Annotated in this window: 21 protein-coding genes; 10 read left to right on the top strand and 11 right to left on the bottom strand. The window is 73.1% G+C overall.

Annotation, left to right across the window (positions count from 1 at the left end; genetic code table 11):
• Positions 1-25: 25 nt before the first annotated feature.
• Together ACFY6S_RS18575 and ACFY6S_RS18580 are read left to right on the top strand one after the other, a co-directional pair.
• A complete protein-coding gene (locus tag ACFY6S_RS18575) occupies positions 26-700 on the top strand; it encodes an LAETG motif-containing sortase-dependent surface protein (protein WP_388818618.1) in 675 nt (224 codons plus the stop codon).
• Positions 701-1,002: 302 nt separating this feature from the next.
• Entirely contained in the window at positions 1,003-2,085 is a 1,083-nt protein-coding gene (locus ACFY6S_RS18580; protein ID WP_388818621.1) for a PHP domain-containing protein, read from the top strand.
• Between the two features lie 66 nt (positions 2,086-2,151).
• Here ACFY6S_RS18580 and ACFY6S_RS18585 read toward each other — a convergent pair whose 3' ends face one another.
• Positions 2,152-2,457 carry a DUF4190 domain-containing protein gene (locus ACFY6S_RS18585; protein ID WP_388818624.1) on the bottom strand — a complete coding sequence of 102 codons (306 nt, stop codon included), beginning with the start codon at positions 2,455-2,457 and terminating at the stop codon, positions 2,152-2,154.
• Between the two features lie 14 nt (positions 2,458-2,471).
• Positions 2,472-2,630 carry a hypothetical protein gene (locus ACFY6S_RS18590; RefSeq protein WP_388818627.1) on the bottom strand — a complete coding sequence of 53 codons (159 nt, stop codon included), beginning with the start codon at positions 2,628-2,630 and terminating at the stop codon, positions 2,472-2,474.
• Positions 2,631-2,751: 121 nt separating this feature from the next.
• Between ACFY6S_RS18590 and ACFY6S_RS18595 the strand changes: the two genes are divergently transcribed.
• Positions 2,752-3,378 (top strand): TetR family transcriptional regulator, encoded by a 627-nt coding sequence (locus tag ACFY6S_RS18595; RefSeq protein WP_388818629.1) that lies wholly within the window; start codon positions 2,752-2,754, stop codon positions 3,376-3,378.
• A gap of 32 nt (positions 3,379-3,410) precedes the next feature.
• Here ACFY6S_RS18595 and ACFY6S_RS18600 read toward each other — a convergent pair whose 3' ends face one another.
• Positions 3,411-4,487 (bottom strand): NAD(+)/NADH kinase, encoded by a 1,077-nt coding sequence (locus ACFY6S_RS18600; RefSeq protein ID WP_388818633.1) that lies wholly within the window; start codon positions 4,485-4,487, stop codon positions 3,411-3,413.
• A gap of 267 nt (positions 4,488-4,754) precedes the next feature.
• Between ACFY6S_RS18600 and ACFY6S_RS18605 the strand changes: the two genes are divergently transcribed.
• Positions 4,755-5,690, top strand: coding sequence for a DUF2382 domain-containing protein (locus ACFY6S_RS18605; RefSeq protein WP_388818636.1), 936 nt, complete (start codon positions 4,755-4,757; stop codon positions 5,688-5,690).
• Positions 5,691-5,881: 191 nt separating this feature from the next.
• Here ACFY6S_RS18605 and ACFY6S_RS18610 read toward each other — a convergent pair whose 3' ends face one another.
• Positions 5,882-6,523, bottom strand: coding sequence for a hypothetical protein (locus ACFY6S_RS18610; protein ID WP_388818639.1), 642 nt, complete (start codon positions 6,521-6,523; stop codon positions 5,882-5,884).
• A gap of 390 nt (positions 6,524-6,913) precedes the next feature.
• On the opposite strand from ACFY6S_RS18610, the gene ACFY6S_RS18615 reads away from it, so the two are divergent.
• Positions 6,914-7,498 carry a TMEM165/GDT1 family protein gene (locus tag ACFY6S_RS18615; protein WP_388818642.1) on the top strand — a complete coding sequence of 195 codons (585 nt, stop codon included), beginning with the start codon at positions 6,914-6,916 and terminating at the stop codon, positions 7,496-7,498.
• A 108-nt stretch (positions 7,499-7,606) separates the two neighbouring features.
• Here the strand turns inward: ACFY6S_RS18615 and ACFY6S_RS18620 are convergent, their stop codons facing one another.
• The gene (locus tag ACFY6S_RS18620) at positions 7,607-8,677 is read right to left on the bottom strand and encodes an ABC transporter substrate-binding protein (RefSeq protein WP_388818644.1); all 1,071 of its coding nucleotides are present in this window, start codon (positions 8,675-8,677) and stop codon (positions 7,607-7,609) included.
• Between the two features lie 55 nt (positions 8,678-8,732).
• On the opposite strand from ACFY6S_RS18620, the gene ACFY6S_RS18625 reads away from it, so the two are divergent.
• The 4 genes from ACFY6S_RS18625 to ACFY6S_RS18640 all read left to right on the top strand — a co-directional run bounded on the left by ACFY6S_RS18625 (position 8,733) and on the right by ACFY6S_RS18640 (position 12,146).
• A complete protein-coding gene (locus ACFY6S_RS18625; RefSeq protein ID WP_388818647.1) occupies positions 8,733-9,797 on the top strand; it encodes a FecCD family ABC transporter permease in 1,065 nt (354 codons plus the stop codon).
• Positions 9,798-10,033: 236 nt separating this feature from the next.
• On the top strand, positions 10,034-11,065 hold the full coding sequence (locus ACFY6S_RS18630) for a FecCD family ABC transporter permease (RefSeq protein WP_388818650.1): 1,032 nt from the start codon (positions 10,034-10,036) through the stop codon (positions 11,063-11,065).
• 166 nt (positions 11,066-11,231) lie between these two features.
• Complete coding sequence (locus tag ACFY6S_RS18635; RefSeq protein ID WP_388818652.1) at positions 11,232-11,546, top strand: hypothetical protein; 315 nt, start codon at positions 11,232-11,234, stop codon at positions 11,544-11,546.
• A gap of 168 nt (positions 11,547-11,714) precedes the next feature.
• On the top strand, positions 11,715-12,146 hold the full coding sequence (locus ACFY6S_RS18640; RefSeq protein WP_388818655.1) for a response regulator: 432 nt from the start codon (positions 11,715-11,717) through the stop codon (positions 12,144-12,146).
• A gap of 36 nt (positions 12,147-12,182) precedes the next feature.
• On the opposite strand, the gene ACFY6S_RS18645 is transcribed toward ACFY6S_RS18640, so the two are convergent.
• From ACFY6S_RS18645 to ACFY6S_RS18655, 3 genes are read right to left on the bottom strand one after another with little or no spacing between them, the layout of a single operon-like run.
• Positions 12,183-12,809 carry a hypothetical protein gene (locus ACFY6S_RS18645; protein WP_388818658.1) on the bottom strand — a complete coding sequence of 209 codons (627 nt, stop codon included), beginning with the start codon at positions 12,807-12,809 and terminating at the stop codon, positions 12,183-12,185.
• Complete coding sequence (locus ACFY6S_RS18650) at positions 12,806-14,416, bottom strand: sensor histidine kinase (RefSeq protein ID WP_388818660.1); 1,611 nt, start codon at positions 14,414-14,416, stop codon at positions 12,806-12,808. The genes ACFY6S_RS18645 and ACFY6S_RS18650 overlap by 4 nt, the downstream gene beginning before the upstream one ends.
• Positions 14,413-15,096, bottom strand: a complete 684-nt coding sequence (locus ACFY6S_RS18655) for a response regulator (RefSeq protein ID WP_388818663.1) — start codon at positions 15,094-15,096, stop codon at positions 14,413-14,415. The genes ACFY6S_RS18650 and ACFY6S_RS18655 overlap by 4 nt, the downstream gene beginning before the upstream one ends.
• 172 nt (positions 15,097-15,268) lie before the next feature.
• Here ACFY6S_RS18655 and ACFY6S_RS18660 point away from each other — a divergent pair, with 172 nt between their 5' ends.
• A complete protein-coding gene (locus ACFY6S_RS18660) occupies positions 15,269-16,210 on the top strand; it encodes a DUF3152 domain-containing protein (protein WP_388818666.1) in 942 nt (313 codons plus the stop codon).
• Positions 16,211-16,267: 57 nt separating this feature from the next.
• On the opposite strand, the gene ACFY6S_RS18665 is transcribed toward ACFY6S_RS18660, so the two are convergent.
• From ACFY6S_RS18665 to ACFY6S_RS18675, 3 genes are read right to left on the bottom strand one after another with little or no spacing between them, the layout of a single operon-like run.
• The gene (locus tag ACFY6S_RS18665; RefSeq protein ID WP_388818669.1) at positions 16,268-16,759 is read right to left on the bottom strand and encodes a GNAT family N-acetyltransferase; all 492 of its coding nucleotides are present in this window, start codon (positions 16,757-16,759) and stop codon (positions 16,268-16,270) included.
• Between the two features lie 10 nt (positions 16,760-16,769).
• The gene (locus ACFY6S_RS18670) at positions 16,770-18,095 is read right to left on the bottom strand and encodes an MFS transporter (RefSeq protein ID WP_388818672.1); all 1,326 of its coding nucleotides are present in this window, start codon (positions 18,093-18,095) and stop codon (positions 16,770-16,772) included.
• Complete coding sequence (locus ACFY6S_RS18675; protein WP_388818675.1) at positions 18,092-18,709, bottom strand: ArsR/SmtB family transcription factor; 618 nt, start codon at positions 18,707-18,709, stop codon at positions 18,092-18,094. Before ACFY6S_RS18675 ends, ACFY6S_RS18670 begins: the two co-directional genes overlap by 4 nt.
• Positions 18,710-18,853 lie beyond the last annotated feature (144 nt).

Consider the following 18,853-nt stretch of genomic DNA (forward strand, 5'->3'; position numbering starts at 1 on the left):
CGGCGCGGCTATCGCGGAGGATTTTGTGACTCTATTCAGCGGATCACGGCGACGCAGAAGCGCGCTCATAACAGTCGCTGCCGCAGGTGCCCTCGGTGTCGGCCTGGCGGCCACGCCGGCCATGGCGCACACCCCGACCTGGTCGGTGACCTGCGACGAGGTGAGCCTCGACCTCACCGCCTACGGCAACAGCGACCAGAACACGGTGACGGTCACCGTGGACGGCGAGGATCTGCTGCCGACCGAGAAGTTCCGGAACGACTTCCACAAGAAGCTGGACCTTCCCGAGCACAGCAGTGAGCTGACCGTCCGTCTCGTCGTGAAGGCCGCCGACGGCGACAGGTACTCGCGCGACGAGACCAAGACCGCGCCCGTCTGCGAGGGCTCCACCCCGCCGCCGGTGGAGGAGAGCGAGACGCCCACTCCGACGCCGTCGGAGACGCAGCCGAGCGAGTCTCCCAGCGAGGAGCCTTCGGCGAGCGAGACCCCGAGCGACGAGACCTCGACCCCTCCGGCCGAGACCAGCACCCCGCCCGCGGCCGAGGCTCCCTCGAACGCGCCGTCCCCGGCCGGGGACGACCTGGCGGAGACCGGTTCCTCCAGCTCCACGCCGCTGATCGCCGGTGCCGCCGGTGTCATTCTGGTCGCGGGTGCGGGCATCATGTGGGCCGCGCGCAAGCGTCGCTCGGCGCAGGGCTGAACAACCGCTTCACGCACCGCCCCGCCGCCACGACCGGGCCGGCCCTGATACGGCTCTCCGGTCGGGCCGGGGCGGGCCACGAGAGCGCACGGACGGTATGACCGGCCCCCGTCAGGGGCCACCGGGCACCCCGGCGCACTCTGCGAGCACGTGTGGGACCCCGCGACGCCTTCGCTCGCGGGGTCCCGCCATGTCCGGGGACCGCGCCCGGAGGGGCGCCCCCGCCCCGGCGAGATGCACGGCGGCACGGGCGCACGGACAATGAGGGGTGTCCGTACGCCACCGACAGGCTGGGGGCGCCCATGGAGCCGGTGGAGGCTCTCGAACGTATCGCCTTTCTGCTGGAGCGCTCGCGGGCGGAGACCTACCGGGTACGGGCGTTCCGTACGGCCGCGGACGTGGTGGCGGGCATGGACGCCGACGACGTGGCCGCTCGCGCCGCCGCCGGGACGCTGGCGCGGGTGCGGGGCATCGGCCCCAAGACGTCGCGGGTGGTGGAGGCGGCGGTCGCCGGCGCCGTACCGGAGTATCTGGCGGGACTGGAGCGGGAGGCCGCCGCGGCCCCGCTCGCCGAGGGCGGCCAGGCGCTGCGCGAGGCGCTGCGCGGCGACTGCCATCTGCACTCGGACTGGTCGGACGGTGGCAGCCCCATCGAGGTGATGGGACGTACGGCGGCGGCGCTGGGGCACGAGTGGGCCGTGCTGACGGACCACTCCCCCACCCTCACCGTGGCCCGCGGTCTGACGGCCGGGCGGCTGCGCGAACAGCTCGATGTGATCGCCGAACTGAACGAGCGGTGGGCGCCGTTCCGGCTGCTGACCGGTATCGAGTGCGACATCCTGCCGGACGGCACGCTGGACCAGGATCCGGAGCTGCTGGACCGGCTCGATCTGGTGGTGGCGTCGGTCCACTCGAAACTGCGGATGGACGCCGGGCCGATGACCCGCCGCATGATCGCCGCCGTGCGCGATCCGCGCACCGATGTGCTCGGGCACTGCACCGGGCGGCTGGTGGCGACGCGTCAGGGCACCCGGCGCGGCGGGCGGGGCGGCGGGGGCGACGGCCGCCGTCCCGAGTCGCGGTTCGACGCCGGGGCGGTCTTCGCCGCCTGCGCCGAGTCCGGCACGGCGGTGGAGATCAACAGCAGGCCGGAGCGGCTCGATCCACCGCGTCGGCTGCTGCGCGAGGCGGTGGCCGCCGGGGTGTTCTTCGCGGTCGACACGGACGCGCACGCGCCGGGACAGCTCGACTGGCAGGTGCTGGGCTGCGCGCGGGCCGAGGAGTGCGGGGTACCGGTCGGCCGCGTCGTCAACACCTGGACGGCCGGGCAGTTGCGCGAGTGGACACGGACCCGGCGCGCTCCTCGGGGCGTGTCCGCGACGTAGCGCCGCCCGCCCGCCGGGCCGGGCCGACGGCGTCCGGCGCGTGCGACCACGGGGCGGAGGGGCGGTTCACAGGCTCCACGAGATCGTCCGGTCCGCGCCCACGAGCAGCGCGAGGACCACGAGATCGGCCACCCCGAGGAAAAGCCCGAGGAAGGCGCGCCCCCTGCGCGCGGTGCCGCGCCACAGGGCCAGGCCCCCCAGCACCAGGGCCATGGGTCCGAAGAGGATGTTCATCACCAGCAGGCCGAGCAGCCCGAGCACGAAGGAGGCGACCGCCATGCCGTCGGCGTCGCGGCGGGCCGCGCGCGCGGCGGTGCGCTCGACCGCGGGCCCGGCCTCGGCGGGCGTGTCCGTGGTGGTGGCGTGCGTCATGGTGCGGGCTCCTTTCAGCGTTGGCGGGTACGGGCCCGTCGCTCCCGGGCGGCGAAGACGAGCAGCCAGCCGCCGATGAACACGGCGGCGGCCAGGGTGACGGGGAGCGAGACGTGGGCCACCGTGCCCAGCAGGACCCCCATCAGCAGGAGAGCGGCGACGAGGAAGACCATGTGTGCCTCCTTGCGGGGTGGTGCGTGGCGGGATCCGGGCGAGAGATTTGCGAGAACAGTTGTTCACTCAGTTGTGAGTCTACGCTTTCTCCTACCCCGGAACAGTTGTTTACTGAATGGCATGAGTCACACTCAGGGAATCCGTCAGGCGCGGAAGCAGAAGACCCGTCAGGCCCTGCTCGACGCGGCGCTGGCGCTGCTCGCGGACCAGAGCCTCAGCAGCCTGGGACTGCGCGAGGTGACGCGTGCGGCGGGGGTGGCCCCGGCCGCGTTCTACCGCCACTTCCGGGACACCGCCGATCTCGGCGCCGCGCTGGTCGAAGAGGCGCTCGGCAGCCTGCACGGGATGATCGCCGGCACGCTCGCCGAGGCGGACAGCACCGACGAACGGATCGACCGCAGCGTGGAGGTGATCGCCCGTCAGGTCCGGTCCTATCCCGCCCATGTACGGTTCATCGCCCGGGAACGGCACGGCGGGGTCCGGCCGGTACGGGAGGCCATCGCGGCCCAACTGCTCCGTTTCGCCCAGGAGGTGGCCACGGCGCTCGGCGCCCAGCCGGCCTCGGCGGGATGGAGCGAGGACGACCTGCGGATGCTCGCCGATGTCTATGTCGACCACATGGTGATGACCGCTTCCGCGTTCCTGGAGGCCGCCGAGGAGGGGCCGGGAGCGCGCGAGCGCGTGGCGTCGAGGGCGCGCCGTCAGCTGCGGCTGATCAGTCTCGGCCGCCGCCACTGGCTCGACTGACCCCGTCAGCGACCGGGGCGCGTCCGGAGGACTCAGTCCCGCGACGGCGGCGCCGGTCGCGGCGGCAGGCTCAGCCGGGCGAGGTCGGCCGGCACCCGGCTGTCGGGCCGGAACAGCGGAGCCGCCTCACCGTCGGAGGCGGTGGCGGGCGCGTCGGTGAGCCGGAAGCGTTCGCGCAGCCGCGTGTAGAAGTCGACGGGCCCCAGCCGGACCAGCCGCAGCCGGTATGTGGCCCCGTACACACCCACCCAGTCGCCGGGCTCCAGCGCTCCGCTGAGCCGGCCGTCGATGCTGAGCGCCACCGCGCCCGAGTGCGGCAGCACCCGCAGCGCCACCGGCTCGTCGGGTGCGGCCACGATCGTGCGGTCGAACGTCATGTGCGGCGCCACCGGAGTGAAGACCACGGCGTCCATGCGCGGCGAGAGCACGGGTCCGCCGGCCGCGAAGCTGTAGGCGGTGGAGCCCGTCGGGGTGGCCACGATCAGCGCGTCCGCCGAGTACGAGGCGAGCAGCCGGCCCGCGACATAGACCCCCAGGTTGACCTGCCGGTCCCGGGCCAGCTTCTCCAGGACGACGTCGTTGACGGCGGTGACGTCCAGCGCCACCCCCCAGCCCTCCTCCTCGGCGGGGTCGCGCGGCAGCACCCGGGGCGGCGGCAGCGCGGGGCCCCGGCCGTGGCGCAGCAGCGCCTCGACGCCGGTGGGCAGCTCCAGGGCGCGCGAGGCCCGCAGGGTGAGCGTCATGCGCTCCTCGATGGTCGCCAGGCCCGCGTCGACCGCGTCGAGGGCGCCGGTCACCTCCTCGGCGGGCACCTCGGTCAGGAACCCGACACGGCCCAGATCGACCCCGAGCACCTCCGCGTCGTACCGGGCGGCGATCCGCGCGCCGCGCAGGAAGGTGCCGTCCCCGCCGAGTGTGACGACCAGGCCGGGGTGACCCGCGGGCACCTCCCCGGCGCGCCCTCCCCCGGTGCCCTCGGCGTCGGGCTCCCCGTCGAGCTCGCGGCACGGGACGGCCCGCTCGGCGCACCAGGACCGGACGGCGCGCGCCACTTCGACGGCGGCCGGGCGGCCCCGGTGGACCACGAGCCCGATGCGTTGCACAGCCATGCCCACAGCCTCCGTACGAGCCGTGCGGCGCGCCACCCGGCGACCGGCGGCCCGCTCCCGGAAATTCACCCGAATGGCGGATATCCACGATGCGGCGCCAACCGCCTCGTACGCCAGTGGAGTGGGGCATCCGCCCGGCCGTGGCACCGGGCACGCTCCTCCCCCGGTTGCCGTGGCGGCCGTCCGGAGGCGCCATGGAGTCGTGCGCGCCTGACCGTGAGGGGCCCGAACCCACAGACGCGCTTCCCCCACGCGAGGAGTGATCCGATGTCAGCCGAAGGCGTGTTCGACAATCCCAGCAGTCTGACCGGCAGGAGTGTGTACGACCAGGACGGTGACAAGATCGGCAATGTCGGTCAGGTCTACGTCGGCGACCGCAGCGGCCGCCCGGAGTGGGTCACCGTCAAGACCGGTCTGTTCGGTATGAAGGAGAGCCTGGTCCCGCTCAGCGGCGCCCGGCGCGCGGGTGAGGACATCCACGTCCCGTACGCCAAGGACACCGTCAAGGAGGCACCGCGGCTGGAGGCGGACGAACACCTCGATCCGGGCCAGGAGAAGCAGCTCTACCGCCACTACGGTCTGACGGCCGCGGGCGGTATCGGCACGGTCGCCGGCACGGCGGCCGCCACCGGCACGGGTACGGGCACCACCGGGACCGCCGGGACCGCCGGGACCCGTACCGGGACCGGGATGCCCGCCGATCCGGGCATGTCCACCGGACGCCCCACCGCCGGGGCGGGCGCGGGCCGGCCCATGGCCGGGATGCGTGGCTCGATGGCCGACGAGAAGGCCGGGGCGCACGCCGAGGAGCTGATCAGGTCCGAGGAGCAGCTGCATGTCACCGCCGAGGAGCGCGAGGTCGGCCACGCCCGGCTGCGCAAGGTCGTCGTGACGGAGAACGTGACGACCACGGTCCCGCTCAGCCACGAGGAGGTACGCGTCGTCCACGAGGCCATCGCGCCCGAGGACCGCGCCGGGATGCGGGACTCGCGCATCGGCGAGGCGCAGACCGAGGTGACGCTGCACGCCGATCAGCCGGTCGTCAGCAAGGAGTCCGTGCCGGTCGAGCGCGTCCGGATGGAGACGGAGAAGGTGACCGAGCAGAAGGACGTGTCGGCGGAGGTCCGCAAGGAGCAGATCGAGTACGACACGGACCAGGGCGACCAGGGAAACCGCGGCAAGCGCGGCGGCACCGGCCGCTGACCCGGCCCCGCGCCACGGCCGCCGGCCCCGCCGTACGTGCCGACGCCCCCGTCCGCCACACATAGGTGGCAGGGCGGGGGCCACGTGCGTGGCGGGCGTCGCCGGACATCGTCGGGGCGGGAACGGCCGGTAGCCGTGCGGGACGGACAGCGCCCGGCACGGCGCGTTCCGGGCGCGCGCACGACGGTTGTTCAGTAGCTGGCGCTGGCGCTGGGGCTCGCGCCGGTGCTGGCGCTCGTGCTCGGGCTGGTGCTGCTGCTGGGGCTGGCGCTGGGCGGCGGGGTGGTGACCGCCTTGCCGTCGACTCCGACCACGTACCACTTCGCGCCGAAGCCGGTCTTGTCCTGGCCGTTGGCCTCGTCGGGCCGGCGGTCGCCCCGGTAGGTGTACAGGGGGTGGCTGTCGTAGGTGACCTGCTTGGTGCCGTCACTGCGGGTGGTGGTCCCGAGCAGGTTGGCCTTGACACCGCCGGTGCCCGCCTGGGGCTTGTTCTTGACGAGCAGCGGACGCCAGACCTTCTCGCAGGCGCCGGAGCAGGTCGACTTGTCGGCCTTGTCGGCCTCGAAGAGGTAGAGCGTACGGTCCCTGTGGTTGACCAGGATCTCCCCGTAGGAGCCCACCGTCTTCGCCGAGACCCTGCCGTGGTTCGCGGCGGGCGAGGACATGCCCGCGGACGGGGAGACGGAGGCGGAGGCGGAGGCCGCCGCGTAGTCGGCGGGCACCTCGGACTTCGCCGCGGACGCCCCGCCACCGCCGTCCGAGCACCCGGCGACCGCGGTCGCGCACAGCGCGGCGACGGCCAGCGCGGCGAGCGTCCTGGTGTTGACCTTCATTGATGACTCCTCAGATCAGGGCCGCCCCCGGGGGCAGCACGGCGCCCGCCCGATCGCGGCCACAGCGCCCACTACACGGCAGGCCGGGGAGGCGGGCCACCGGACAGAGCCGTCCGATGTACCCGGCCGGGGCCGAGGGGTCCGATCGGGTGAGGTAGCGTGGGGGCAGCGAAGGGGAGTAGCCCCGCGAACCGGTCGTCGACACACTGGAACCCCAGGGTTCCCGGTGGCCGGGCCCGTCTTACGGACGGGCGGGCGAGACCTTCGGTCAGGCATTGACGCATCCGCGCTCCCGCGGGTGCGCCGTCGTGCCGGACCGAGCGGTCCTCCTTGCTCCTCACGGCGCTTCGCGAAGATCCGGGTCCGGCCCAGAAGAGAGAGCCACCCGGAATGAGTCTCGACCCCCTGGCGATCGTCACCGCCTTCGGGCTGATCTTCCTAGCGGAGCTGCCCGACAAGACCATGTTCGCGTCCCTCGCCATGGGCACCCGGATGCGTCCGCTGTACGTCTGGTTCGGCACCTCGACCGCGTTCATCGTGCACGTCGCCATCGCCATCGGCGCGGGCAGTCTGATCGGGCTCCTGCCCGACTGGCTCGTCAAGCTCGTCTCGGCCCTCCTGTTCGCCTTCGGCGCCTTCATGCTGCTGCGCGGCGGGGGCGACGACGACGAGGAGGAGACCGAGACCAGAACCGTCACCGGTTTCTGGCCCGTCTACTCGACCGCCTTCATGGCCGTCTTCATCAGCGAGTGGGGCGATCTCACCCAGATCACCACCGCCAACCTCGCCGCGAGCAACGGCACCTGGTCCACGGCCATCGGCTCGGCCGCCGCGCTGATGTCGGTCTCCGCGCTGGCGCTGCTCGCCGGCCGGTTCATCGCCACCAGGGTGCCGCTCAAGACCGTCCAGCGCATCGGCGGGCTGTGCATGCTGGGCCTCGCCGTCTGGTCGATCGTGGAGATCTTCGTGGGCTGACGGCGGCGGACGAACGCCCGTGGCCCCCGTACCGGTACGGGGGCCACGGGCGTCTGCGCGGGTGGCGGCTTCGCCGGGGGTCAGCCGGCGAGGGTCATCCGGTGGGGGTCATCCGGTGGGGGTCAGGTGCTTCTTGAGCACGGTGAGGACGTCGCGGGCGGCTGTCGGGCCGGTGTTGAGGTAGAAGACGTCGTCGTCGACCGGGAGGGCGGTCCCGCCCGCGACGGCCGAGAGGGTCGGCCACAGCGGCGCGTCGGTGAGCGAGGTCGCCTTGGTCTCGTCGCCCTGGACCCCGTAGAAGATCCAGTCGGCGTCGGCCTTGTCCAGCTGTTCGTTGCTGATGTCCTCGGACGTGTCGTCGAACCGCTGGCTCGCGGGCCGGCCGAGTCCCGCGTCCTCGGCGATGCTGCCGGTGAACGAGGGCACGCCGAAGACGCGCAGCCGGTCGGCGTTGAGGCGCAGGAAGGAGACCGTCACGGGCTTGTCGAGCGTCTTGCCCCAGGCCGCGGCGTCGGTGTGGAAGTCGTCGAGGAACTTCTGCGCCCGGTCGGTCCTGCCCAGTCCGTCGGCGACGAGCAGGAAGTCCTGCTTCCAGTAGAGGCCGGTGCCCTGGGTGGCGACGGTGGGCGCGACGGCGCTCAGCGCCTTGTAGAGGCCCTTGGCGTCCTTGCCCGCGATGTTCATCAGGATCAGGTCGGGCTTGATGTTGGCGATGGCCTCGATGCTCGGGTCCACCCGCGAGCCCACGTCGGCCACCTTCGCCAGCGCGGCGGCGTCCTTCGGGTAATCGTCCTTCAGGTACTGGGGGATGAGGTCGGCGCCGTCGCCCCGCGTCGAGCCCGCCGGGACCGTACCGAGGGTGAGCAGGGCGTCGGCCTGGCCGGTGGAGATGACCACGACCTTCTCGGGTTGGGTCCTGAGGGTGGTCTTGCCCTCGAAGTGGCTGACCGTGCGCGGGAATTCACCGTCCGGTTTGCCGCTGCCCATGCCCTTGGGCACGGTGCGGGGCGCGGTGTGGGTGGCCGACGTCTCGGCGGCGGCCGACGGACCGGCGCTGTCGGCGGCGGCCGGACCGGCGGACTGCGTCGAGCCGTTGGAACAGCCGCTGAGCAGCAGTGCGCCTGCCAGGGCGAAGCCACCGGCGAGACGGGTGAGAGAGAGATCACGGAAGCGGTACACGATCGTTTAGCTTAGGCTTCCCTAAGTGTTGATGAGTAGGTATGCAGATCATGCGATGGATCACATATCCGGAGGCGGTGATTCCGGCGGAACTCCGCGCCGGTCCCGGTGGCGTGGCGGCGGACCCCGCCTCGGCCGTGCCGCCGCGCTGGCCGGCTGCCTCGCCGTCGTCCTCCTGCTCGTCGTGGTCAGTCTGGGCGTCGGCGCGCGCAGCGTCCCGCCGGACACCGTGTGGCGCGTGCTGACGCACGACGACGGGAGCGCGGAGGCCATCATCGTCTGGCAGCTGCGGATGCCGCGGACGGTACTCGCGGTCGCGATCGGCGCGGCACTCGCCCTGGCCGGCGTCGTCATGCAGGCCCTCACCCGCAATCCGCTCGCCGAGCCGGGCATCGTGGGCATCAATTCCGGCGCCTCGTTCGCCGTGGTGATCGCGATCGCCGCTTTCGGGGTGACCAGCGTCTCCGGCTACATCTGGTTCGCCTTCACCGGAGCCGTGCTGGCGGCCCTGCTCGTCCACTCGCTGACCTCGGGCAGCCCCAGGGGCCGGCACCACACCCGGCTGGTACTGGCCGGGGCGGCGTTGTCGGCGAGTCTGGGCGCGGGTACGGGCATCCTCACCATGTTCCACTCCAAGGCGTTCGACTCCTACCGCTTCTGGGTGGTGGGCTCGCTGGAGAACCGGGGCTCCGAGGCTCTCACCGCCGCGCTGCCGTTCATCGCCGTCGGCGCCCTGGTCGCCCTCGCGCTCGGCCCCGCCCTCAACGCGCTGGCACTGGGCGACGAGACGGGCGCGGCGCTCGGCCTGAGAGTGCCCTGGGTGCGCGCGGCGGGGTTCCTCGCGGTCATGCTGCTGTGCGGCGCCTCGACCGCCGCCGCGGGTCCGGTCTCCTTCGTCGGACTGGTCGTCCCGCACGTGCTGCGGCTGCTGCTCGGCCCCGATCTGCGCCGGCTGCTGGTCTTCTCGCTGCCGGGCGGGGCGATCCTGCTGCTGCTGAGCGACATCACCGGCCGGGTCGTCGCCCGGCCCGGCGAGATGGAGGTCGGAATCGTCACCGCGTTCGTCGGCGCCCCGGTGCTGCTCTGGCTGGTCACCCGGCGGCGGGAGGCGGTGGCATGACCACCTCGCCGCCGCCGCGCGCCCTGCGGGAGAACACAGGGAGGACGGGGACCGTGGAGAGTACGGGAAGCACGGGAAGCACGGGAAGCACGGGAAGCACGGGAAGCACGGGAAGCACGGGAAGCACGGGAAGCACGGGAAGCACGGGAAGCACGGGAAGCACGGAGAACGATCCCCGGAAGGAATCCGGTCCCGGCCGGGCTCCGGCCTCCGTCCGCTCCGCCGCCCCGAGCCGGGTGGCGCGCCTTCCCGGTGGGATCACGCTGCGCTACTCGGGCCGTACCGCCCTCGTCATGGCCGCTCTGCTGGTGGGGTGCGCGGTGGTGTGGACGCTGACCATGTTCACCGGTACGTACCGCATCGACACGGCGGGGGTCGCCGATGTCCTGCTGAACGGGGGCGGCTCCGCCACCGACCGGTTCATCGTCGTCGGCCAGCGGCTGCCGCGGGTCTGCGCGGCGCTGCTCGTGGGGGCGGCCCTCGGGCTGTCCGGGGCACTGTTCCAGAGCCTGTCGCGCAACCCGCTGGGCAGCCCCGACGTCATCGGGTTCACCACCGGATCCACCAGTGGCGCGCTCGTCGTCATCCTGGCCGGTGGGTCGGGCGCCGGGGTGGGCGTCGGCGCGGGCTCGGTGCTGGGCGGACTGGCCACGGCGGTCGTGGTGTACGGGGTCACCGCGTCGCGCGGCGTCACCGGCAACCGGCTGGTCCTCGCGGGCATCGCCGTCGGCGCCATGCTGGCCTCCGTCAACGACTATCTGCTCACCCGGGCCGATCTGGAGTCGGCGGAGAGCGCCAAGGCGTGGACCTTCGGCAGCCTCAACGCCGTCTCCTGGCCGCAGGTCGCCCCGCTGGCGTTCGCCCTGCCCGTGCTGGTGGCGGCGACCCTGGCCGTGGGCAGGCCGCTGCGGCTGATGGAGATGGGCGACGACACCGCCGGGGCCCTCGGGGTGAACATCGCACGGGTGCGGGCGCTCGCCCTGCTGCTCGGGGTCGCCCTCGCCGGTGCGGCCATCGCCGTCGCCGGGCCCATCGGCTTCCTCGCGCTGGCAGCTCCGCAGCTCGCCCGCAGGATCACCCGCTCCCCCGGCGCGCCGATCGGCTCGGCCATGCTCACGGGCGCGCTGCTCCTGGCGACGGCCGATCTGCTGGCGCAACGCCTCCTCTCCCCCTTCCAGATCCCGGTGGGCCTGGTCACCGGGGCCCTCGGGGGTCTGTATCTGCTGTGGCTGCTGTCGCGGGAGCGCTCCGTGGCCAAGGCCGGCTGACGGAGCCACGTGGTCCGTCCTGCCGCCGAGTTCATCCCATCGTGTGCGGGACGGCCCGGCCCAAGGGCGCGAGAGTGCGGAGCCCGCCGGGCCGGGCGCCGGTGCCGCGCCCGGCGAGGTCCGCCGACGGGGCCGAGCCTGCCGGGCGGGGCACTAGCCTGTCGGCATGAACCGTGGTCACTCACGCGCGTCCGCCCCGGCCGACCGGAACAGCTGCTCGGTCCTGCCCGGCACCGGGGAGAGCCTGGACGATCTCCTGGTGCAGATCGCCGAGGGCAGCCGGACGGCGTTCGCCCGGCTGTACGACCACACGGCGCCCCTCGTCTTCGCCGCCGCCGTCGGGGCGACCGCGTCGCCGACCGCCGCCGAGGAACGGGTCACCGCCTCGTATCTGCGGATCTGGAGGTCGGCCGCCGCGTACCGGCCCGGCCCGGACGCCATCGCCTGGATCCTGCACCAGGCCCGGGGCGGCGACGGCTGACCGGACGGTCGCCGGGGCCTCGGCGGAACTTCGGCGGTGTACGGCGGTACGCCCGTTCGGTCGTGGCGCGTACTCTCTACGAGTAGATGTCCGCCCGGTTCTCGCGCCAGGCTGCCCGCGCGCCGCACAGCCCCGCACGAGCCCCGTATGAGAGCAGGAACCGACGCCGTGAACAGCCTCAGCCCCACCTATGACGTCCTTCTGGTGGAGGACGATCCGGCCGACGCGCTGCTCATCGAGGAAGCCCTCCAGGAACACGGCATGGCCCGTTCCATCAATCAGGCGGAGGACGGGCTGGCGGCGCTCGAATATCTGCGGGACCCCATGAACGCCCGTCCCGACCTGATCGTGCTCGATCTGAACATGCCGCGCATGAACGGCCGGGAGCTGCTGGAGGTGCTCAAGGACGACCAGCGGCTGCTTACCATCCCCGTCGTGGTCCTGACCACATCGGGCGCCCCCGACGACGTGCGCGCCGCCTACCACCGGCACGCCAACGCCTATGTGGTCAAGCCGCTCCACCTGGACGACTTCACCCGGGCCGTCCGGAGCATCGACGCGTTCTTCCTGGAGACGGCGGTCCAGGCACCGCAGAACTGAAGGCCCGGGGCTTCCGGTGGGAGGCGGCGCACACCGTCATCTCCCGCCGGACGTCGGGATCGTCCCGTACGAGGGCACCGGGTCGGGGACGGACGACGGCACGGCCGGCACGGCGCCCGGCATGCCCGACCGGGGGTACTGGCCGGGGGCGGGGCACGTCCGCCGGCCGGGGCGGGGCGCCTCGGTCCCCGTCCGGCCGCCGAAGGTCACCGTGGTCCCCTCGGCGCCGGGGACCCCGTAGGTGCGGGCGGCGTAGGCGGTGCAGCCGATCTGTAGCAGGGCGAGGGAGCCGAGCCGTTCGCCGTGCGGTATCCCGACGGAGATCTCGTCGCCCTTCACCACCGTCCGCGGCAGGCCGCCGGTCCCGGACGGTCTCGCCAGCTCCGTGGTCAGGCCGGCCTGTGCCTCCTCCTCCGTCGGGCCCCGGTACAGCAGCGCGACGGCATCCGCGACGTCGAACGGCGCGCCCTCGTCGGTGCGGAGCACCGGAACCAGCTCGCCGCCCAGGACCAGATAGACGGGTATCTCGGTGCGCACCCCGGTCGCCGCCTCCCCGACCTGGACGACGCCGGTACCGGGGATCCGGCAGCCGCAGAGCACGGCGAGCGCGGTGATCAGCAGCGCGGTCGCCCGTGCGGCACGCGCCGGCCTGCGGGAGGTCATACGTCTCTCTCCTCGTCGCCGGGGTCGGCGGCAGCGGCGCCCACCGCGCCGACCGGGATCTCCATGGTGAAGACGGCGCCGCCCTCGGGGCGGTTCGCCGCCCGCAGCGTGCCGCCGTGCAGCCGGACGTTCTCCCGCGCGATGGCGAGGCCCAGACCGCTGCCCTCGGTACGGGTGCGGGCGGTGTCCGACTTGTAGAAGCGCTCGAAGACATGCGGGAGCACGTCCACCGGGATACCGGGACCGTGGTCCGCCACCTCCACGACGGCGCGCGCCGTCGCGTCGCCCGGCTCGCCCGGCGCCGCGTACAGCCGTACCCGTACGGGCGGAGCGCCGTGGCGCAGCGCGTTGGCGACCAGATTGGCGACCACCACGTCGAGGCGGCGGGGATCGGCCCGTACCCGCAGGGCGTCGGGGGGCGGCAGATCGGTCTCCACGGTGCCGGTCCAGCCACGGGAGGCGAGGGTGCGGGTGAGCGACTCGGCGAGATCGATCTCGTCCAGCCGCAGTTCGGCGGCTCCGGCGTCGAAGCGGGAGACCTCCATGAGGTCGTCGACCAGCCGGGAGAGTTTCCCGGTCTCCCGGCTGATCAGCCGGACGGCGGTGGCGGTGTCCGGGTCGAGATGGCGGGCGTCCTCGTCCAGGACCTCGGTGACCGCCGACATCGCGGCCAGCGGGGTACGGAGTTCATGGGAGACGTCGGCCGCGAACGCGCGGGCGCGGGCCTCCATCCGGCGCAGTTCGGCGACGGACCGGTCGAGCGCGGAGGCGGTCTCGTTGAAGGTCTGCGAGAGATCGGCCAGTTCGTCGGAGCCGTGGACCGCGAGGCGGGTGTCGAAGCGGCCCTCGGCCATGCTGCCCGCCGCGCGGCGCAGCTCCCGTACGGGGCGCAGCACCCCGCGCGCGGCGAGCAGGGCGAGGACGACGGCGAGGCCGAGGGCGGGCAGGACGGCGCGTTGGACGGCCGACACCAGCGCGTCGACGTATGCCTGCTCGTTGTTCTGCGGGACGACCAGGAAGACGGCGAGCCCGGAGAGCCGGGACGCCCGGTCCGCCCGGCCCTCGTCCCGGGAGGCGTCGGAGGCGTGGGAGGGATCGGAGGCGTAGGTGACCGGCAGGCCGACGACCAGAACGGTGCGCTTGCCCCGGGCGACCCGCTGGAAGACGGTGACGGGCTGTTCGGCCGCCGCCCGTTCCAGTTCGGGGGTGAGTTCGGGGAAGGGGTCCCCCGCTACCGAGGTGGCGCGCAGCCCCCGGTAGCTGGCCAGTACCCGCCATCCCTGGGAGCGGCCGACCCGGGCCACGTCGTCCGCGAACGCGTCCAGCGTGGCCTGGCTCTGCGGAAAGCCGAATCCGGGCGCGAGGGTGTTGACATGGTCGCGGAACTGTTTGACGACCATGTCCTGGCTCTGCTGGAGCACCCCCGTGCGCGCCTCCCGGAACGTCAGCGCGCCGGTGGTGAGGGTGCCGGCCACCGCGACCACGGTGAAGGCGACGACGAGCCGGACCCGCAGCCCGCTCAGCCGGGGAAGGACCCGGGGGAAGCGGCGGGGGAAGCCGCGCGGGGGGAACCGGCGGCCCCCGGCCGGGGTGCCGGGCCCGGTCATGCGGCCCTGAACCGGTATCCGAAGCCGCGCACGGTGAGGATGTAGCGCGGCTGTCCCGAGGGCTCGGACATCTTCAGGCGCAGCCGCTTCACACAGGCGTCCACCAGCCGGATGTCGCCGTGGTAGCTGTGCTCCCAGACCGATTCGAGGAGTTGCTGACGGCTGAAGACCTGTCCCGGAGAGGCCGACAGGGCGAGCAGCAGCCGCATTTCGGAGAGCGCGAGCGACACCGGCTCGCCCCTCAGTGTGATGTCCAGTCCTGCCCGGTCGATGGTCAGCTCGTCGTACGTCTCGATGCGCGACGGCCCGGAGCCGGGGGCGCCGATCCTGCGGAGGACCGCGCGGATCCGGGCTTCGAGGACGCGTGCCTGGACGGGTTTGACGACATAGTCGTCGGCTCCGGCCTCCAAGCCGACGATAACGTCCACGTCGTCGCCGCGCGCGGTGGCCATGATGATCGGCACCTGCCCGCCGGCCCTGATCCTGCGGCAGACGTCGAGGCCGCTCATCCCCGGCAGCATCAGATCGAGCACGACGACATCGGGCCGGAAGGACCACAGCCGCTCCAGCCCCGCCTCGCCCGTCGCGACGGCGGCGACGTCGTGGCCCTGACGGCGCAGGGCCAGCTGTACGCCCTCGCGCACGGCGGGGTCGTCTTCGATGAGCAGGACACGTGGCATGTGCACAGTATCCGCAGGGCGCGCCGACCGGATTCACCCGGATGAGCCGACGGGCGCAACTGTTACGGGACGATCATATGGACGCGATGGGCCCGAACCGCTCCCCGGTCGTGACCCTTTCGTTGTCTTCCGGTCCAGGGCTGATCACATGGCGGTTCCAGCCTCGACCACCATGAAGCACCGCACGTCCCCTGCCCGGCCGAGCCGTCGCCGCCCCCGCCGCAGCCGTCACTCCAGGGCCTCCGCCCGCCGGAAGCCCACGCGCGGCGGGATGCTGCTGGCCGGCTCCTTCGCGGTGATCGCGCTGACGACGGTCGGCTATGTGGCGGTGGCGGGCGGGGGGTGGAGCGAAGCCTCCTCGGGCGAGGTCTCCGCGCGGCGGCAGACCGGGGACGGCGGGGCGCCGAGCGCGTCGGCGTCGGGCCGCCCGGAGAGCGACGGCACGCCGTCCGACCGCGGCTCGGCCTCCGCCGACCGGTCCGATCGCGTCCCGCCCTCGGCGTCGCCCTCCCACTCGTCCGGCGCCACCGTCCGGGAGAAGGACATCCCGACGACCGGACCGGGCACCTTCACCACGGCGACGGGCGGCGGCTCGACGACCGAGCGGGGCGGGAAGGTACTGCGGTACGCGGTCGCCGTCGAGGACGGTCTCGCTCTCTCCGCCGCCGAAACGGCGAAGGAGGTGGAACGGATACTCGCGGACCCCCGGGGCTGGACGGCCGACGGGACGTCGGCGTTCCAGCGGGTCTCGGGCGGAGCGCCCGACTTCGTCGTCAAGGTGGCGACTCCCGGCACGGTGGACGACATCTGCGGACAGTACGGCCTGGACACCGGTGGCGAGGTCAACTGCAACGTCGGTGACCAGGTGATGGTGAATCTCAAACGGTGGCTGCTGGCCACCGAGTTCTACGCCGAGGACGTCCCCGAGTACCGCGCACTGATCATCAATCACGAGGTGGGCCACTACCTCGGGCACGGCCACCGGACCTGTCCCGGCCCCGGCCGGCCGGCGCCGGCCATGATGCAGCAGATCAAGGGGCTGCGCGGTTGCGTGATCAACGCCTGGCCCTACGACGCGAAGGGGAAGGCCGTCACCGGACCTGCCGTGCCGTGACCCCGGGCCGGGGTCCGCGTGCCGTGCCCCCGGACCGGAGGCCGGCCCGGCTCCGTGTCAGCGCCCGACCGGGATGACCAGGTCGGGGCGGTCCCACATCACGGCGGGCGGCCTCGCCGCCTCCGTGCCCGTCCGTACCGCGCCCATTCCCCGGTAGAAGCCCTCGGCGGGCGGGTGCGAGACGACCCGGACGGAATCGATCCCGGCCGCCTCCGCCCGCTCTCTCATGTGTCCGATGAGCAGACGGCCGATCCCCAGCCCCTGGGCGTCGTCGGCGACGAACATGAGGTCGAGTTCGGGCGGGTCGAGCAGGAGGGCGTAGAAGCCGAGGACCCGGCCGTCGGCCGCCGCGGCCACGAAGACCTGATGGGCCTCGATGTAGTCGGGCCCCACCCGGTAACCGGCGACCATGGGCGCGTACGGGCCTTCGTAGGCGCGGGACGTACGGACGAGCCGCGTCAGCCGCCTGGCGTCCCGCGCGGTCGCGCGCCTGACCGCCACGGCGGGGGTACGGTCCCGCACACCCGCTCCGGTACGTCGCGATGTCATCCGGCGAGTATCACCCGGGCTCGGGGGTGCCCCGCAACCCCAGTGGCCGCCGCGCCCCCTGTGGCCGCGGTGGCTGCCGGGACGTCGGCAGGTCACGGACGCGCCGCAGCGGGGAGAAGAGCAGGATCAGCGCCGCGAGCGGGACCCCGGCCGTCATGATCCACATCGCGGGCCGCAGGCCCAGCAGCGTGCCGAGCGAGCCGGCGAGGACGGCTCCGAGCGGGATCGTGCCGTAGTTCAGGAACGCGGCGCTCGCGGTGAGCCGGCCGAGCAGCTCCGGTGGGCAGTACCGCTGCTGGAAGGTCGCCCTGACGACGTTCGCCGCCACGATGCCCGCCGAGACGCAGCCGCCGCCGATCACGCAGAAGAGGAGCCCGGCGCCGCCGGACGTGAGCGGTATGAGGAGCGCGAAGGCGGGCAGCCCCAGCGCGAAGAGAAGTATCGCGCGGGCCGTGCCGGTCCTGGCGGCGACCCGGCGGGCGAGGAAGGCGCCGAGCACTCCCCCGGCACCCCCGGCCGCGACGAGCACGCCGACCGGCCCGGGGGCCAGCCCGACGCCCCGCACCAGGAAGACGACGAGGATCGACTGGTAGCCCATCAGGGCCAGGTTGGCGGCGGCGCCGTAGAGCGTCAGCGTCCGCAGCCAGGGGTCCCCGGCGACCAGTCGCAGCCCTTCGCCGACTTCACCGGCCAGCGCTCCGGGACGGCGCCGGGCGGGAGCGACCCGGGGTTCGCGATGGCGGATGCCCGCCAGGCAGAGAAGGGAGACGAGGAAGGTGGCGGCATTGACGAACATCCCGTTCACCGCGCCCGCCACCTGGGCCAGCAGGCCGCCCGAGCCGAGTCCGGCGATCTGGGCGGCGGACGCGCTGCCGTGCAGTTTCGCGTTGCCCTCCGGCTGGTCCTCGGGGGTCAGCAGGGCCGCCAGATAGGCGGTGTACGCGGTCTGGAAGAACACCCCCGCCGTCCCCGTGAGCAGGGCGACCGCCAGCAGGAGTCCGATGCTCAGCAGGCCCGCGCGGTCGGCCAGCGGGACGGCGACGAACAGGACGAGGGAGGCCGCGGCGGCGGCCAGCATGACCGGCCGGCGCCGCATCCGGTCCACCCAGGCGCCGACCGGGAGCCCGACGACCAGCCAGGGCAGCCAGGAGGCCGCGGTCAGCAGACCGACCTCGAACGGCTCGGCGTCCAGCCGGAAGACGGCGATCAGCGGCATCGTCACGCCGGTGACCGAGGCGCCGAACCGGCCGGCCGTCTCGCCGCACCACAACAGCCGGAAATCACGGTGGCGCCGCAGCAGCCCACCCCGTGCGCGTCGGTTCTCCTCCCGGCTCATGATCCGGCGCGCCCGTGGCGCGGGAACGACTGGAGCTGGACGACGACGGGCAGCGCTCCGGGCTCCGGGTCGGCGTCGGCGGCCGGGGTGTGGCGGGCGATGACGGCCGCGAGTTCCTCGTTCAGCGCGCCGAGTTGATCGGGCGTCAGCCGCAGATCGCTCCAGTCGCCGATCGTGCCGACGCTGCGCCACCTTTCGTCCCACTCGTCGTTGAGGTAGGTCATGACGCGGTTGAAGCACTGGCCCACCAGCTCGTGGGTGAAGACGGAGACGGCACCCCGGGCCTCCGCGTCGTCGAGGAAGTCGCCGGTGTTCAGCACGTTCTTGGCCTCGGCCGCCTTCCACCAGCGCTCGCGCTTGGTGCCGCGCCCCGTCTCCTCCTCGATGAAGCCGTGTTCGGCCAGGTGGCGCAGGTGCCAGCTGACCGTCCCGGTGTTCTGGCCGAGGCGCTCGGCGAGCAGGGTCGAGGTGGCCGGGCCGTCGAGTCTGAGCAGTTCGAAGATGCTCATCCGCAGTGGATGGGCCAGTCCCCGCAGGCTGTTGGCGTCGAGGTGGCGGGTGGGCCGGCCGGGGCGCGCCGCGCTCGCCGGTCCGTTGTCCGGTTCTTCAGGCATACGGACACCCTATGTTGCAGAGGCTCCTCTGCATAGGTGTCTCTGCAAAGAAAACCCCGCACGGAATCCCGGGCGGAACCACCCACAGGACTCCGTACGGCGCGCCATTCGGCGGCATCCGGCCTTATTGGCATGGACCTGATG

The sequence above is a fragment of the Streptomyces sp. NPDC012835 genome, from assembly GCF_042900885.1.
Classification (GTDB): domain Bacteria; phylum Actinomycetota; class Actinomycetes; order Streptomycetales; family Streptomycetaceae; genus Streptomyces.

Coding starts and splice junctions, on each gene's coding strand:
- ACFY6S_RS18580 (WP_388818621.1), top strand. CDS start 1,003: ATGGAGCCGGTGGAGGCTCTCGAACGTATCGCCTTTCTGCTGGAGCGC.
- ACFY6S_RS18585 (WP_388818624.1), bottom strand. CDS start 2,457: ATGACGCACGCCACCACCACGGACACGCCCGCCGAGGCCGGGCCCGCG.
- ACFY6S_RS18590 (WP_388818627.1), bottom strand. CDS start 2,630: ATGGTCTTCCTCGTCGCCGCTCTCCTGCTGATGGGGGTCCTGCTGGGC.
- ACFY6S_RS18595 (WP_388818629.1), top strand. CDS start 2,752: ATGAGTCACACTCAGGGAATCCGTCAGGCGCGGAAGCAGAAGACCCGT.
- ACFY6S_RS18600 (WP_388818633.1), bottom strand. CDS start 4,487: ATGGCTGTGCAACGCATCGGGCTCGTGGTCCACCGGGGCCGCCCGGCC.
- ACFY6S_RS18605 (WP_388818636.1), top strand. CDS start 4,755: ATGTCAGCCGAAGGCGTGTTCGACAATCCCAGCAGTCTGACCGGCAGG.
- ACFY6S_RS18610 (WP_388818639.1), bottom strand. CDS start 6,523: ATGAAGGTCAACACCAGGACGCTCGCCGCGCTGGCCGTCGCCGCGCTG.
- ACFY6S_RS18615 (WP_388818642.1), top strand. CDS start 6,914: ATGAGTCTCGACCCCCTGGCGATCGTCACCGCCTTCGGGCTGATCTTC.
- ACFY6S_RS18625 (WP_388818647.1), top strand. CDS start 8,733: ATGGATCACATATCCGGAGGCGGTGATTCCGGCGGAACTCCGCGCCGG.
- ACFY6S_RS18635 (WP_388818652.1), top strand. CDS start 11,232: ATGAACCGTGGTCACTCACGCGCGTCCGCCCCGGCCGACCGGAACAGC.
- ACFY6S_RS18645 (WP_388818658.1), bottom strand. CDS start 12,809: ATGACCTCCCGCAGGCCGGCGCGTGCCGCACGGGCGACCGCGCTGCTG.
- ACFY6S_RS18650 (WP_388818660.1), bottom strand. CDS start 14,416: ATGACCGGGCCCGGCACCCCGGCCGGGGGCCGCCGGTTCCCCCCGCGC.
- ACFY6S_RS18655 (WP_388818663.1), bottom strand. CDS start 15,096: ATGCCACGTGTCCTGCTCATCGAAGACGACCCCGCCGTGCGCGAGGGC.
- ACFY6S_RS18660 (WP_388818666.1), top strand. CDS start 15,269: ATGAAGCACCGCACGTCCCCTGCCCGGCCGAGCCGTCGCCGCCCCCGC.
- ACFY6S_RS18665 (WP_388818669.1), bottom strand. CDS start 16,759: ATGACATCGCGACGTACCGGAGCGGGTGTGCGGGACCGTACCCCCGCC.
- ACFY6S_RS18670 (WP_388818672.1), bottom strand. CDS start 18,095: ATGAGCCGGGAGGAGAACCGACGCGCACGGGGTGGGCTGCTGCGGCGC.
- ACFY6S_RS18675 (WP_388818675.1), bottom strand. CDS start 18,709: ATGCCTGAAGAACCGGACAACGGACCGGCGAGCGCGGCGCGCCCCGGC.